The following is a 14263-nucleotide window of genomic DNA, read 5'->3' on the forward strand; positions in this document are numbered from 1 at the left end:
CCTAAAATCGAGGGGTTTAACCCCTCGATTAGCGATATGTTTATTCAATTTTTGATTCTCTTTGGATAGCTTCTAAAGTAAAAAAATGAAGCCTAAGAATCAGTCAAGGCGGTCTTGGGTAGAGCTTTCAGCGATCTGAAGCGTCTTGATCGTTTATCTGTTTTCTATCTGAATAGTTAGAATTCTACTGGGATAAAATACCTATATTTTTGAACTGTAAGTCTGCGACGGTTTGCTGTATGAAAATCTGTTTTTTTCAGTTAAGAGTACTTTATGTTTGATTTTATCTTTATTGCAGAATTTTGTTCGATTGTTTCCAAATGCTTAATGGCTAGCATTGAAATGCAAAATGTTTTGGATTTTCTAAAGTTGTCATCCGGCTTGTAGAATGACAAAATAGCTGTTCTTATGGTTGTCCTCAAGTCCTTTTTCTGACGACTTGTATTCGATGTGCTTAGCTACCGTGCGAATTAAATGTAGGCTATTAAGGATTTAAAAAAGAAGGATCCGACCCATTTAGGAGTTTGCCCATTTTGAGGATTTCATTACCAACAGCTTCATAGTCTTGCCAACCAGCTTCTGCTTTTGCATCTTTAACCTCATAAGCGGGTACTCCTTTTTTTGCAGCTTTTTGAAAAACGGCATAACGACGAATCCCGGTTTCAAATACGGGGAGTTGAGCCTCTGTCAAAAGCGATCGCACTTCCTCTTCTGCCTTGCTAGGCTTGGGCGGAATTGCGGTCAGTAGAATGCAATACCGAGCAGACTGAATGCTCTTCAAATAATTGATAGTTAATACCAAAGCATCTAACGCCAAAACATCAGGTGTGGTTGGCAGGACCAACAAATCACAATTAGCCGCTAGGGTCGCCAAATCGCCTTGAGTGGGGCGTGCTTGGGTATCAATCACAATGTGCTGAAATTCGGGACTTAATCCGTCCGGATGCCACTCGTCGATTACCGGAAACGGTAGTTCTCCTCGACTAGCCCAACTTAGAGCTGAACGGTTCGGATCAGCATCAATCAGCAGCGTTTCCGCATGTCCCTGTAGAAAAGCAGCCAGATGAATTGCGGTTGTTGTCTTCCCGACTCCTCCCTTAAAGCTAGTGACGGTGACAATCATGAATTAGTTGCACAGCTTCCTGATCACTATTGTCTACGATCGCAAGATCACAACGCTTCCGGAGCGCTAACTTCCCCGAAGTAGCAATTTCCCTATGTTAGGTGTAGAAAGCCGAACGCTTGTGCGAATTCGAGCGATCGCAGCTGGAAGTTATTGATTGGGCACCTTATCCGTGTCCAGTTCATTTGTTCCTGAGAAAAATCGAAAGTCATGTCGCGCTTAAATAATCAAGCCTATGAAATCCTCGCTAGGGAAGTGGAGCGGCTAGTTCAGGATCCATTGGAAGGCGTTCGTCGGGATATCATTCTGCGACGGCTCAATAGACTCCGTCAGCAGGACGGTCCCCCTCTCACATATGCCCAGATTAAGGCCGAACTAGAGGATATTTTTCCGGAGTTTGATGACAACGTCCTCAGAAGGGCTGCGAGAGTCAATCAGAGAACAGGGCGTTGGGGCGTTATCCGCAACACTGCTCTTGGACTCGCGATCACTGCCGGTGGCATCTGGGTCTTAAATTTGCCTTATCCGATGATCCGATGGCCCGTTTCCAGAACTGTCCCCATCGTCTTGCTACCCAGTTTCTTGAGCATGGATCATCACTATCGACAGGCAACTTCTCTGGTTGAACAAGCCGATCAGTTAGTTAATCAGGCCACCAGTGCTCAAGATATTGAACTCGGTGCTGATAGGGCTCAGCAGGCCCAAAAGAGTCTGGATAAACTACCCGTTTGGTTCCTGGGTTACTATCCGCGCACTTACTGTTCGCTGTGGAACTGTAGTTGGCGTTTCACCTACGACGAGTTTGAAACTGCCCGCAAGGACATTGGTCGTATTGAGGCGAAGGTGTTTCAAGAAGACAATGCCTTGGACCTTTTAGAGCAGGGAACGGCGGCTGTTGAAACCGCTAAGCAGCAGTATCAGTCAGCAACCGAGACTCCAGTAAAGTTAGATGCGGCGGCGGCTTGGCAGACGGGCTTGGACATGCTCAATGAAATTCCATCAGAGACGTTAGCAGGTCGCATGGCAGCCACGAGATTGGAAGCCTATCAGCGCGATTTTAACCAAGTGTCGGGGCTACTCGCTGGAGGCAGTCGAACGTCAACCCTAATCGATGCAGCAAAGCAATTTGCGTGGACTGCTTCTGAAGAAGCCCAAAATCCTCCCCACAGTGCTGAAACCTGGGAGCGTATTACAGGACTTTGGCAGCAAGCGATCGCCCGTCTGGAACAAGTTCCTGTGGAGGACGCAGGCTACAACGAGGCACAAAGAATGCTGGCGGAATATCAGAACAAGCTGGGAGTCATACAGGAACAGCTCGTCAAAGAGCAGCGATCGCGACAGGCCCTTGAGTCCGCCCAGCAGAAAAATATAGAGTTGGCAGACAGAGTGCAAAATTTGGATGCCGCTCGGTACGCGGGCGCACTGCAAAGCATCGTCAATGACCTCAACCGCGTTGAACCTGGAACCACTGCCTATGAACCTGCTCAACAGCTACTAGCCGCAGTGCAGGAGCGACTTCGAGCAGCAGCAGCGGCTCAGCAGTAAAAGCTGTAGCACCGACTACGGCTATGTGAGACTGACGCGAATGGGCTATCTGACGGCTGACTCCTGGCTCTTGATTTCTCCATCAAGGCTGAAACTGCTGCGTATAGAGGTAAGCATAGCGATCGCCCTTCGCTAACAGCTCCTCATGACTCCCCGATTCAACAATTTGCCCCCTTTCTAAAACAAGGATGCGATCAGCGTTGCGAACGGTGGCTAAGCGATGGGCAATGATAAACGCTGTGCGATCGCCCATGAGTCGTTCTAAGGCTTCCTGCACCAGCTTTTCCGACTCAGAGTCGAGGGCAGAGGTCGCTTCGTCAAGAATGAGGATGCGTGGGTCTAGCAGAACAGCACGGGCGATCGCAATGCGCTGGCGCTGTCCCCCTGAGAGATTGACGCCCCGCTCACCCACCCAAGCGTGATAGCCCTGAGAAAATTCACTAATGAAATTGTGGGCATTCGCGACCTTGGCAGCGTCTTTGACAGCGTCAAGATCAAAATCAGGTTGTCCGAAAGCAATGTTCTCGGCAATGGTGCCCGAGAACAAAATCGTTTCTTGGGGGACAATACCGATTTGTCGTCGCAGGCTCTTGAGAGTAACGGTGGCAATGTTTTCACCATCGATGAGAATCTGACCGCCCTGGGGATCATAAAACCGGGGCAGGAGATTGACTAACGTGGTTTTACCTGCTCCTGAGGAACCAACCAAAGCAATTTTCTCGCCCGGCTTAGCCAGCAAGCTAATTCCACGCAGAACGGTTTCTTCCAATTTGTAGCTGAACGTGACGTTGCGATATTCAACCTTGCCTGTGACAGCGGGCAAAGCGTGTGCTTGCGGATCTTCCTCAACACCGGGCGCGATCGCCCGTAGCTCGAAAACGCGATCAACCGAGGCTTCGGCTTCTTTAAACAGATTGTAGTTTTCGGTGGTGTGGGTAATGGGGTCGATCAGGAGTAGCCCTGCTGTGACATAGCTCGCAAACGCCTCTCCCGTCAGATTTCCCGTTGAAATTTGCCAACTGCCAACCAAAAATAGGCAAAGAATGATACCCGCATAGAGGAGTCCGATAACCGGATACTGCACTGCTAACAGCCATGCCGTTCGATATTTTGCTTCGTAGTGCCGCTGAGATTCTTGCCGAAACTGTTCGACTGCGTAATCCTCAGCGGCGAAGGCCCGGATTAGACGAATACCACCAAAGACTTCTGTGAGCTGAGATGACAGGTCGGAGACTAAATTTTGACTGCGACGCGAATATTCCAACATGCGCTCGCCAAACCAACCCACCAACAGTGCAAAAGCAGGCACAATCACCAGCATTGTGAGGGTAAGCTGCCAGTTGAGAATCACCATATAGGTCAGCACTACGATGAGCTGCAAGATGCTAGGGATGAAGTCTTGAAACAGCTTTTTGACGACTTCGCCGATGCGATCGATGTCTTCGGTCAATCGGTAGGTCAGATCGCCTGTCTGCGCTTTCTCGAAGTAGGCCAAACTCAGCCGTTGCAGATGAGCATAGGTATTCACCCGCAGCTTTAGCGCAACTTCCAACGCGGCCTTCGACATCAGCGAGTCTTGTCCATACTGTCCTAACTTGTGGACAACAAAACCCGCGATAGTAATAGCTGCTAGCCGAGCCAGCGCTGCCACCTTCCCTTGCACCAATAGAGAAAGCATGCGCCCAGATAACCAGGCTAAGATAGGCCAAAATGCAGTAAAGACCAGCGTGCACAACAGCGCATTAACAATCGTGCGCCACTGTTCTCGAACATAGGGAGTCAGTTTCCAGTACTTAGAGCGCTGTGCCAAGCGATCGCCTCGTCTGTTCTTAACCTTCCCAAGCTATCAGGTTCTGAGGACGGATAGAGCGGTGGAGTGAATAGGAGCATGGAAGCAGGAGAGTTCTGCCAATTGGAGAAGTCGCAGGTTACACTGCAATGTGGTTCCCTAATTTAGCCCATGTCCCAGCAGGTCTGAAATAGCCATCCTTTCAGAAATTAATAGCTCCTTGTTCTCGATTACTCACTTCTCTGCTCATGAACTTTTTGACTCAACTGTTATCTCGTCCTAGCTCATCTCAAGGCAGCAAAAAGCGACGTGTACGGGGCGTTGAAATCAAGACGGATGCAGAAATAGACATCATGCGCCAGGCCTCTCGCATTGTGGCAACTGTATTACACGAAATCGCAGAGCAAGTAAAGCCCGGCATGACAACTGCTGATTTGGATGGGTATGCAGAGGCACGGATTCGAGAACTAGGGGCAACACCTAGCTTCAAGGGATATCACGGGTTTCCGAGCAGTATTTGTGCCTGCATTAACAATGAGGTTGTCCACGGGATTCCTCGCGCTCGCAAAGTTATTCGGGTCGGCGATGTTTTGAAAGTTGACACCGGCGCTTACTACGAGGGCTTTCACGGCGATTCCTGCATCACGATTCCAGTCGGGAAGGTATCGACCAAAGCGAAAAAACTGATTGAGGCGGCTGAAGCAGCGCTCTATGCTGGGATATCCCAGGTCAAAGCAGGCAATACTTTACTAGATATTGCAGGTGCTATTGAAGACGTCGCCCAAGCAGCTAACTTCAGCATTGTGGAAGACTACGTCGGTCATGGGGTAGGGCGCAATCTGCACGAAGCTCCCTCCGTGTTTAACTTTCGCACCCGCCAGTTACCCAATATGACGTTGGAAGCAGGTATGACCCTTGCAATTGAACCGATTCTAAATGCTGGCGGCAAACATACCCGAACATTGAGCGATCGCTGGACAGTGGTAACTTTGGACCGCTCTCTGTCAGCCCAATTTGAGCACACGGTTCTAGTGACGCCTACTGGATATGAAATTTTGACTGATCGACAAGGACTTCGCTCTCCTCAGGCAACAGCAACGTCCGTGTAAGGAACGGGAATTTGTTGAAGTATCCACTTTGAGCTTTGGATTCACCGGTAGATCAACCATTCAAAATTCAAAATTGAGAACTTAAAATTCACTTATTCCTAAAGGGTGGCCTGTTTGGACTGCCTCTCAAAATGTCACATTCATAAAGCTGTGATCACATTGTTTTAGACGCTTACCTGGTCTGACTATGAGTCAAAGCAGAGAAGAGTACGATCATGGCTTACAAGAGTTGAACGATTATCTAAGCAGGGTTTTAGCAGTTGATGCCGCACATAGCGATCGCTCACTGCTCTTTTTTATTCAAAGAAGATTGTCACAATATCACCTGGACGATCACTTAGCGATCGACGATATCTTACACGAGGCAGTTCTTCGCACCCAGAAAGCCATTCAAGACGGAGAAGTTATTCGCTGTCTTCCTGCCTGGATGAATCGAGTTTGCTTCAACATCATCCGTGAACGCAGTCGAGAGTACAAATCAAGGAAAAAACTTAATTATCAGTTAGTTCAGGAACTGGATGTAAACACGGATGATATAGAGCCAGTCTTTGAAATTGGCATTAAAAAAATTGACAGTTTGCTATCGTCTTGGAGATCACTGAAGGAAGCAGACCGAAACATACTTATCCTAAGACACGTTGATAAATATTCTTGGAGAGAAATCGCTGCTCGTTTTAGTGAGATTGAAGGCAAGGAAATATCAGAACAAACCATCAGGAAACGGGGTGAGAGAGCTTTGTCAAAGCTGAGAGAATCCTTTCGGAAGGCCATTTCATGTGTCGATCTGGGTTTGCAGGAGTAAGGTTGCAAAACTTTTCGGCAAATTAAGGGACTACTTCAATGAGTAATTCGCACCCAGAAAAATCAGAACTAAGTTTAGAGATATGGCTTAAGATTGCTCATGCCATTCAACTTGTGGAAAGCAACAAAAAAGTCACTCTGAGTTATGAAAAAACTCTGAAAAGATATCTGTACTTGACGATAAAGAATGAGCTATCTGAATCAGAGTCTGATGAGTTAGAGGCTATTCTATCAAGTGCTTGCCAAAACAGAGATTTGATGGCGTTGACTCAGCTCATCAACCAACACGTTGACCTGGTGAGCAACACAACCAATAAAGGCATACTAGCCAAGATTGAAGCCGGCAGAATTGCTTCCCTTGAGAAAATATTAGGAACGACTTTTAATGCCCACAAAAAGGCTTCCTCGGCAAAAAAGGTTAGAGAAAAGCCAGCCAATCGGATAGGCTTCTGCCGACGACTACTGGTTCGCTATTTGCTGCCTGTATCAGCAACGGTGATCACGCTCATCCTTCCAACCCTATATATCAGAGAAGTTTCAATATTCATTAAGCAGGCTAGAAAATCAGTCGCTTCTGGTTGGACTGAACGAGTTGCATCGATGCCTGAAAAGGGTACTAAAGCTACGATTGCCGAAAACAAATCAACCAATCCCCATACAAGTTTCTGTAGTCAAGAGGAGATTAGGTGGGTTGACCGTGATTTGGATGGCGAGCGTACAGCCTATGGGAAGGTTTTTAGAAACTCTGAACTGACGGCTGCTCATGCTTTTCTGCCGCCTGGCTCAAAGATCCATATTCAATCAGCTGCCACTAGCCAACCCATCGAACTCGAAGTCAACGATCGCAATCCGTCTTTGTTGGTCTCTTATACGGCTGCTCACAAGTTAGGGGTCATTGAACAAGGAACGGCTGCGGTAACCGTTACCCAAGTAGAAATTCAAGAAGAAGAACTAGACGAACTGAACGATAGCCAACGCACGCAACTCGATCAATTTCAGGAAGACTGCACCTCGTTAATTTCGCAAGACCAAACCGCTCATTAGAAAGCACTTACCCTAAGCTTGTTTATCTTTAATTAAATGAATTTAATCTGTCCCATCCTGTCTTTTGGAGCAACCCCCTCCCAAAGCAATGCGAGCGTTCTGAGCATCTCGCCAATTGTGCGATCGCTCCATCCCCTAACCAAACCTTAAACCTATCTATATGATCCCTTTACAGACGCGCTTTCCCTTTAAGGTCGATGGGTTAGGTTTTTCAGTAAGTTTACAAACTGAAATCCTTACGTTTTGACACAGAGAGCGTATTAGGAGGCGCGATATGAACTTGGAATTTCGCCCAAAGCGGACAGGTCGTTGGTTAGCTGGATTGGCACTATTAGGATTTGCGATCGCCGGCTGCGGTGGTGAAGAAACGGCAGCGCCCGACACTACAGATGAGACTGGAACCGAAACGGGCGAGCTTCAGGAAGGCGGTTCAATTGTTTGGGCACGCTATGGCGACGCTGACTCCCTCGATCCCCATCGCACCACAACAACGCTTTCGTGGCAAGTTTTCGATCAGATTTACGATACACTGCTGGCTTTTAACGACGACGGCGAAGTGGTTGGCAACTTGGCAAAAGAATGGTCCGTTAGTGAAGACGGCTTAGAAGCAACTTTTGTGTTGAACGAGGGAATTGTGTGTCATGACGGCACCCCCTTTGATGCCAATGACGTTAAATATACGGCTGAGCGGGCCATTAGCGAAGAGAACCCTAGCGTTACAAGTGGGGCGTGGGGTCCTATTTCTGCCGTCGAAGTTGTTGACGATTTGACGGTCAAGTTTACTTTCGAGAATCCTTTTGGTGCCTTCATCTCTTTCATGGCAGATCCCTTCTCTAGCCAGATTTGCGATAGCGCTGAAGACTTGGGTGATGAGTTTGGCGTCAGCGCTGCGGTTGGCACAGGTCCTTGGCAGCTCGTCAGTTGGACTAAGGGTGACGAAATTGTTCTTGAAGCTCACGAGGAATATCAAAATTTTGGGCGTCCTATCGAGAATTCAGGTGCACCCTATTTAGATGAGTTGATTGTCAAGCAAATTCCCGAACCTCAAACCCGACTGGCAGGTTTGCAAACTGGGGAACTTGACGTAATTGCCGAGCCGCCTCTAGAAGAATTAGAAGCTATTCGCTCTGATGACGCTTTAGAACTCTACGTTGCTGAAAAGACTGGGCAGAATGTGTTCTTCGAGTTCACGATCTCTCGTCCGCCCTTTGACGATATTCGAGCACGACAAGCGGTGGCTTATGCGATTGATCCGGATGCAGCCATTGATATTGTCTTTGGTGATGTTGTTAAGCGGGAGAAATGCACGGTTGCGCGGGGTGTTTTAGGCAATGACCAAGAGTTTTGTGCTGAGCACGGCTACGAACACGATCCCGAGAAAGCCCAAGAACTTCTAGCAGAACTGGGATACGGACCTGACAATCCCCTCACGGTCACAATGATGACGTGGGTTGGCGGAAACCGGGAGAAGATGGTGCAGGTTTTCCAAAACCAGTTGGCTCAAGTCGGCATCGAAACCGAAATTGAGACGATGGATATTGGTACGATGAATGCCCGCGTGAAGCAGGAAAATGAGACGGACAGTGGTCAAAGTACTTTTGACATGATGGGTTGGGCTTGGTATGACCCGGACATCCTGCATCAACTCTGGCACTCGCCTGGCGCCTACAGTGGCTATCAAACTTCGGAGTTAGATACTCTGCTGGATGAAACTCGGACGACTGTTGATCCTGAAGCTCGTCTTGCTGCTGTACAGGATGCCCAGCAGTATTTGTTGGAAAATGCGGTGCATGTTCCTCTCTATACGCCTGGTTGGTTGTGGATCTACACCACCCGAGCGGAGGTTGATGGCTTCAAGATTGGGCCTTTCAATCGACCTTTATTCAATGACGTCAGATTGGCAGAGTAGCCGGTTGACGTAGCGTGTGTCTTGGCTCTCAGGATTTTACTGGGTTATCCCTCGCGTCTGAATATAGACGGAATTCTGGGAGCGATGCCCTGGGGATTTAAGGGGCTATGTCGAGTTGCCCCTCTAATCCGTTCATCCCCAAATTCAGCAACACCGCAAAAGTTTTGTCAATCAACAGTCAATCAACAAGGGCTGTAAGCTGCGGGGAAGTTTACAGTGAACATTTTCATCGCCCATAATTGCCTTGAATAGCCGCAACGCATACACCACAGGCGGTTAACTAAAGTTAAGCAAATCCATGACCCGATACATTATCAAGCGCGTCCTCAGCGGTATTTTCACCATTTGGGTCACAACTGTCGCCGTTACGTTGCTAATCCACTTGGTCCCTGGCGACCCAGTGCAAATTATGTTTGCTCAGTCTCAATCCACAACGCCTGAGCAAATTGAGCAAATCCGATCGCAACTCGGCCTTGATCGCCCTATTTATGAGCAGTACTTCATGTACATGGGACGCATTCTTCAGGGCGATTTTGGCACAACGATTCGCGGCAATCAGCCTGTTTTGGAACTGCTGCTCGTGAGACTGCCAAATACGCTACTGCTGGCCGCTAGCAGTTTGCTGATTACGATGGTGGTTGGCGTAGCCGCAGGCTTTTTTGCGGCCTATAAGCGGGGAACTTGGCTGGATACCACTTTAATGACAGGCGCTATCGTTGGCATTTCGATTCCGAGCTTTTGGCTGGGGTTGATGCTGATGTATATTTTCTCGATCCGCCTAGGATGGTTACCCGTTTCTGGAACAGACTTCAAAAACTTGATTCTGCCCGCAGTGACATTAGGGCTGGCAAACGCCGCCTCTGTGTCAAGACTGACGCGATCGTCCATGCTGGATGTCTTGGCTCAGGACTACATTCGAACAGCACGGGCAAAAGGGCTGAGAGAAACTTTGGTCTTATCTCGTCATGCTCTGCGAAACGGCTTGATCAATGTGGTCAACATGCTGGGATTGCAGTTCACCTACATGATGGGAGGCGCGATCGTGGTCGAAAATGTGTTCGCTTGGAATGGCATCGGACGGCTCGCCATTCAGTCCATTTTTCAGCGTGACTATCCTACGATTCAAGGCTTCATCTTGATTTTTGCAACGGTGGTGGTTGTCGTCTCCATCGTTCTGGATTTGCTCTATGCCTGGATTGATCCCCGTATTACTTACAGCTAATGACTCAGCAGGCTTCCACCCTTCCCAAATCAGGACTGGTTCTTACCCGAGCCAAGCGTGCTCGTCGATTTCTTTGGCGATTACTTGAAAGTCCTAGTGCCAAGATCGGCGGGTTTATTTGTCTTGTACTGGTGCTGACAGCGATATTTGCACCTGTTATTGCTCCCCATGATCCGACTGAACTTGGGGTGGGCGAGCTGTTACAGCCCCCCAGCCTCGAATTTTGGTTTGGGACCGATGAATTTGGCCGCGATCTGTTCAGCCGCATCGTATACGGCTCTCGCTTAACCCTTTATGTTGGACTGATTGCGGTCGGCATTTCAATGACCGTTGGCGTCCTAGTTGGGCTGATCGCGGGCTATATAGGTGGCTGGTTGGAAACGATTTTGATGCGGATGATTGACGTCCTGTTCTCGTTTACCGAGACGCTGATTGCTCTCGCTGCCGTCGCCGTTTTAGGTCCCAGTCTGACAAACGCCATGATTGCAGTCGGCATTAGCTCAATTCCGTTCTACGCCCGTATTACCTATGGGGCAGTTTTGGTGGAAAAGAATAAAGAATACTTTGAGGCAGCCCAAGCGATTGGGGCACAGCACAGTCGTCTTATCTTCCGCCACGTTTTGCCGAATGTGCTTTCACCCATCATCGTGGTCGCCACCGTAGGGGTTTCGGTTGCCGTATTGTCCGCATCAGCCCTATCGTTTTTGGGCCTCGGTGCTCAGCCCCCCTCGCCAGAGTGGGGAGCGATGTTGGCAGCCGGACGGGATTACTTTAAGCGTGCACCTTGGATTACGACCTTTCCTGGCCTGGCGATCGCCTTCACCGTCCTAGGCTTTAACTTACTAGGCGACGCCCTCCGCGAAGCCCTTGATCCTCAGCAGAGATTTTGAAGAAGAGCGTGTGACATTGCTCCACCGAATAGAAACGCTATCCGGTGGCAATGCTGATTACTTCTGCCGATAGTCTGGGTCTATCCAGCATTGGGGTAGGGCCTCACCAGAAGGAAAGACCAACTGAGACTTGTTGAACGCTTGAGGGGGTTGTTCAGATTGTCCAGCCTGCTGTTTTCCCTGAATTTCATCTTTGAATGGATCGATCAGTTCTTCTGTATCTACGACTTTGATCAGCGTCTGGTCATCACGATTTTTGACAAGCATGGAAAGAAATCAAGGTAAAGGTTTAACTAAAGTGATGACGTTTTGGTAGCCATCAATGCTTGAAACCGTATCAAGCTCTAGACTCAGCAGCGTCTACCGGAAGACTTAATACCCTTTCTCCCTTCTGGGGCTACAGATGGTGAACGTGTTTTCAAACTCGCAATCTAAACTCCCAAATTGGTGTCACACATGACTAACACCTCATCCAACTTCACTCCAAAAGAATTGCAGCAGTGGCAGTTTGGTCTGAAGCAGGCCGACGACAACAACGTGTTTTGTCATTGTCGCCAGTGCGATCGCGAATGGGTTGCCTCCTCCCATACCGTTTTCTGTACCTGCGGCAGCACCCGCATCGAAACCATCTCCTGCTGGCAATTTCCCGATGGCTAATCTTACATCCACCCATCCACCCATCCACCCTTTCCCTTAGGATAAGCAAGAGTAGACCAATCATTCCTTAACCCAGAACTCAGGATGGATATCAAACAAGGCTTTGTCGATACTGTTGGCAACACTCCGCTCATTCGCCTCAACAGCTTCAGCGAAGAAACAGGCTGTGAGATTCTTGGCAAAGCAGAGTTTCTCAATCCAGGGGGATCGGTTAAGGATCGTGCAGCGCTCTACATTATCAAAGATGCAGAAGAACGAGGCATGCTTCAACCCGGTGGGACGGTTGTAGAAGGTACGGCTGGGAATACAGGCATTGGCTTAGCCCACATCTGTAATGCCAAAGGCTACAAATGCTTGATCATCATTCCTGAAACCCAGTCTGAAGAGAAGATGGACATGCTGCGGACGTTGGGAGCTGAAGTGCGCCCTGTTCCTGCTGTGCCTTATAAAAATCCCAACAACTACGTCAAGCTCTCGGCTCGTGTTGCTGAGGAAACCCCTAATGCTGTTTGGGCTAATCAGTTTGACAACCTAGCCAATCGTCGCGCTCACTACGAAACGACTGGTCCTGAAATTTGGGCACAGACCGACGGCAAAGTTGATGGCTGGGTTGCGGCAACGGGAACCGGTGGCACCTACGCAGGAGCCGCGATGTTCTTCAAAGACAAGAATCCTAATATTCGCTGCGTGGTAGCAGATCCGATGGGCAGTGGCCTCTATAGCTATGTCAAAACGGGTGAAATCAAGCCAGAAGGGCGTTCCATTACCGAAGGGATTGGGAACAGCCGCGTCACGGCAAACATGGAGGGTGCCCCAACCGACGATGCTATTCAGGTGAATGATCACGAAGCATTGCAAACGGTTTACCAACTGCTTTATAAGGACGGCTTGTTTATGGGGGGGTCTGTTGGCATCAATGTCGGCGCAGCGGTTAAATTAGCCAAGCAGATGGGTCCCGGCCACACCATCGTGACGGTCCTCTGTGATAGCGGCGCCCGCTACCAGTCTCGCTTGTTCAACATGAACTGGCTAAAGGAGAAAGAACTCTGGGCTGATAGCTTACTGCCTGAGAATTTTTAGGAGATTGGCGGCGCAAGGGTTTGTATGCGGGCAGGGGCGATCGCGCCCCGTTCCGTCACAATTGCAGTAATCAAATCCGCTGGCGTCACATCAACTAGGGGGTTATATGCATTCACACCGCTGGGACAGGTGACCGTATCGCCTAGGCGACAGATATCCGTTTCACTGCCCTGAGCGATCTTGATGGCGTCACCGTTTGTCAATGTAAAGTCCACAGTGGAAAGGGAAGCTGCTACCAAGAAAGGAATGTTGTGGGCTTTAGCGGCTAAGGCTAATCCATAAGTCCCAATCTTGTTGACGGTGTCACCATTGACGGCAATGCGATCAGCGCCGACGATGACGGCGTCAATCATGTTTTGCGTCATGCAGTGCGCAGCCATACTGTCCGTCACCACGGTTACTGGAATGGTCTCCTGAACGCACTCCCACGCGGTCAATCGGGATCCCTGAAGCCAGGGACGGGTTTCACCCGCAATCACTTTCTTCAATCGCGCCTCTTGCCACGCCGTCCTCACAATGCCCAACGATGTCCCAAAACCGGAGGTTGCTAGCGCACCATGATTGCAGTGGGTATAGAGAGTCAGCTTTTCGGGGGTTTCAGGGAGGGCAGTGAGACCGTGCTGTCCGATCGCCACACACATTTCCCAATCTTCTTGCTGAATGGTTTGAGCTGTCTCAAGCAACAGCGCTTTCAACTCGTCAACGGTACCAGAGGTTTGCTGAGCAATGTTGACTTGACGATCAACTGACCAAAGGACGTTGGCTTTATTAGGGCGTACTGATTTGAGCAGTTCCGCGATCGCCTCTAAGCGTTCTAGAAAAGCCGTACGGTTCGTGGTGTTGATGTCTTGGGCACCTAGATATAATCCATAAGCAGCGGCCATTCCCAAGGCTGGCCCGCCTCGGACGATCCGTGTTTGAATAGCCGTGAGAATGTCCTCCCAGCGGTTAATCGAAACGATCGCATACTCTTTGGGCAATTTGGTCTGATCAATCAGGAGCACGTGATCGCCTTGCCAGCGAACAGGATAAACGTGGGTTTCTAGGACCTCTGTCATGGGTGTAGTGGAGATAGTCAGGAGAGGGATGGAGCC

General features: G+C 49.2%; 13 protein-coding genes. 9 read left to right on the plus strand and 4 right to left on the minus strand.

What is annotated here, in order from left to right; genetic code table 11:
* Positions 1-484: 484 nt before the first annotated feature.
* On the minus strand, positions 485-1123 hold the full coding sequence (locus PN498_RS11715) for a ParA family protein (RefSeq protein ID WP_272062952.1): 639 nt from the start codon (positions 1121-1123) through the stop codon (positions 485-487).
* A gap of 210 nt (positions 1124-1333) precedes the next feature.
* On the opposite strand from PN498_RS11715, the gene PN498_RS11720 reads away from it, so the two are divergent.
* Positions 1334-2668 (plus strand): hypothetical protein, encoded by a 1335-nt coding sequence (locus PN498_RS11720; protein ID WP_272062953.1) that lies wholly within the window; start codon positions 1334-1336, stop codon positions 2666-2668.
* Positions 2669-2750: 82 nt separating this feature from the next.
* Here the strand turns inward: PN498_RS11720 and PN498_RS11725 are convergent, their stop codons facing one another.
* Entirely contained in the window at positions 2751-4478 is a 1728-nt protein-coding gene (locus PN498_RS11725; protein WP_272062954.1) for an ABC transporter ATP-binding protein, read from the minus strand.
* Positions 4479-4705: 227 nt separating this feature from the next.
* Between PN498_RS11725 and map the strand changes: the two genes are divergently transcribed.
* The 6 genes from map to nikC all read left to right on the plus strand — a co-directional run bounded on the left by map (position 4706) and on the right by nikC (position 11432).
* Complete coding sequence (gene map / locus PN498_RS11730) at positions 4706-5566, plus strand: type I methionyl aminopeptidase (RefSeq protein WP_272062955.1); 861 nt, start codon at positions 4706-4708, stop codon at positions 5564-5566.
* 187 nt (positions 5567-5753) lie between these two features.
* Positions 5754-6368, plus strand: a complete 615-nt coding sequence (locus tag PN498_RS11735; RefSeq protein ID WP_272062956.1) for an RNA polymerase sigma factor — start codon at positions 5754-5756, stop codon at positions 6366-6368.
* 257 nt (positions 6369-6625) lie between these two features.
* Complete coding sequence (locus tag PN498_RS11740) at positions 6626-7411, plus strand: septal ring lytic transglycosylase RlpA family protein (protein ID WP_272062957.1); 786 nt, start codon at positions 6626-6628, stop codon at positions 7409-7411.
* A 274-nt stretch (positions 7412-7685) separates the two neighbouring features.
* The gene (locus PN498_RS11745) at positions 7686-9320 is read left to right on the plus strand and encodes an ABC transporter substrate-binding protein (protein ID WP_272062958.1); all 1635 of its coding nucleotides are present in this window, start codon (positions 7686-7688) and stop codon (positions 9318-9320) included.
* 298 nt (positions 9321-9618) lie between these two features.
* Complete coding sequence (locus PN498_RS11750; RefSeq protein ID WP_272062959.1) at positions 9619-10542, plus strand: ABC transporter permease; 924 nt, start codon at positions 9619-9621, stop codon at positions 10540-10542.
* Positions 10542-11432, plus strand: coding sequence for a nickel transporter permease (gene nikC / locus PN498_RS11755; protein ID WP_272062960.1), 891 nt, complete (start codon positions 10542-10544; stop codon positions 11430-11432). The genes PN498_RS11750 and nikC overlap by 1 nt, the downstream gene beginning before the upstream one ends.
* A gap of 57 nt (positions 11433-11489) precedes the next feature.
* Here nikC and PN498_RS11760 read toward each other — a convergent pair whose 3' ends face one another.
* Positions 11490-11699 (minus strand): acetyltransferase, encoded by a 210-nt coding sequence (locus PN498_RS11760; protein ID WP_272062961.1) that lies wholly within the window; start codon positions 11697-11699, stop codon positions 11490-11492.
* A 189-nt stretch (positions 11700-11888) separates the two neighbouring features.
* Between PN498_RS11760 and PN498_RS11765 the strand changes: the two genes are divergently transcribed.
* Positions 11889-12089, plus strand: a complete 201-nt coding sequence (locus tag PN498_RS11765; RefSeq protein ID WP_272062962.1) for a hypothetical protein — start codon at positions 11889-11891, stop codon at positions 12087-12089.
* Between the two features lie 84 nt (positions 12090-12173).
* Positions 12174-13169, plus strand: a complete 996-nt coding sequence (locus tag PN498_RS11770; protein WP_272062963.1) for a cysteine synthase A — start codon at positions 12174-12176, stop codon at positions 13167-13169.
* Here the strand turns inward: PN498_RS11770 and mtnA are convergent.
* Positions 13166-14227 carry an S-methyl-5-thioribose-1-phosphate isomerase gene (mtnA, locus tag PN498_RS11775; RefSeq protein WP_272062964.1) on the minus strand — a complete coding sequence of 354 codons (1062 nt, stop codon included), beginning with the start codon at positions 14225-14227 and terminating at the stop codon, positions 13166-13168. The genes PN498_RS11770 and mtnA overlap by 4 nt on opposite strands.
* Between the last annotated feature and the right edge of the window lie 36 nt (positions 14228-14263).

Origin of the sequence: Oscillatoria sp. CS-180 (assembly GCF_028330965.1) — a bacterium.
Classification (GTDB): Bacteria; Cyanobacteriota; Cyanobacteriia; order Phormidesmidales; family Phormidesmidaceae; genus Halomicronema.

Excerpts from the sequence above, each read along its gene's own strand:
- PN498_RS11715 (WP_272062952.1), bottom strand. The coding sequence starts at position 1,123 with ATGATTGTCACCGTCACTAGCTTTAAGGGAGGAGTCGGGAAGACAACA.
- PN498_RS11720 (WP_272062953.1), top strand. The coding sequence starts at position 1,334 with ATGTCGCGCTTAAATAATCAAGCCTATGAAATCCTCGCTAGGGAAGTG.
- map (WP_272062955.1), top strand. The coding sequence starts at position 4,706 with ATGAACTTTTTGACTCAACTGTTATCTCGTCCTAGCTCATCTCAAGGC.
- PN498_RS11735 (WP_272062956.1), top strand. The coding sequence starts at position 5,754 with ATGAGTCAAAGCAGAGAAGAGTACGATCATGGCTTACAAGAGTTGAAC.
- PN498_RS11740 (WP_272062957.1), top strand. The coding sequence starts at position 6,626 with ATGGCGTTGACTCAGCTCATCAACCAACACGTTGACCTGGTGAGCAAC.
- PN498_RS11745 (WP_272062958.1), top strand. The coding sequence starts at position 7,686 with ATGAACTTGGAATTTCGCCCAAAGCGGACAGGTCGTTGGTTAGCTGGA.
- PN498_RS11750 (WP_272062959.1), top strand. The coding sequence starts at position 9,619 with ATGACCCGATACATTATCAAGCGCGTCCTCAGCGGTATTTTCACCATT.
- nikC (WP_272062960.1), top strand. The coding sequence starts at position 10,542 with ATGACTCAGCAGGCTTCCACCCTTCCCAAATCAGGACTGGTTCTTACC.
- PN498_RS11760 (WP_272062961.1), bottom strand. The coding sequence starts at position 11,699 with ATGCTTGTCAAAAATCGTGATGACCAGACGCTGATCAAAGTCGTAGAT.
- PN498_RS11765 (WP_272062962.1), top strand. The coding sequence starts at position 11,889 with ATGACTAACACCTCATCCAACTTCACTCCAAAAGAATTGCAGCAGTGG.
- PN498_RS11770 (WP_272062963.1), top strand. The coding sequence starts at position 12,174 with ATGGATATCAAACAAGGCTTTGTCGATACTGTTGGCAACACTCCGCTC.
- mtnA (WP_272062964.1), bottom strand. The coding sequence starts at position 14,227 with ATGACAGAGGTCCTAGAAACCCACGTTTATCCTGTTCGCTGGCAAGGC.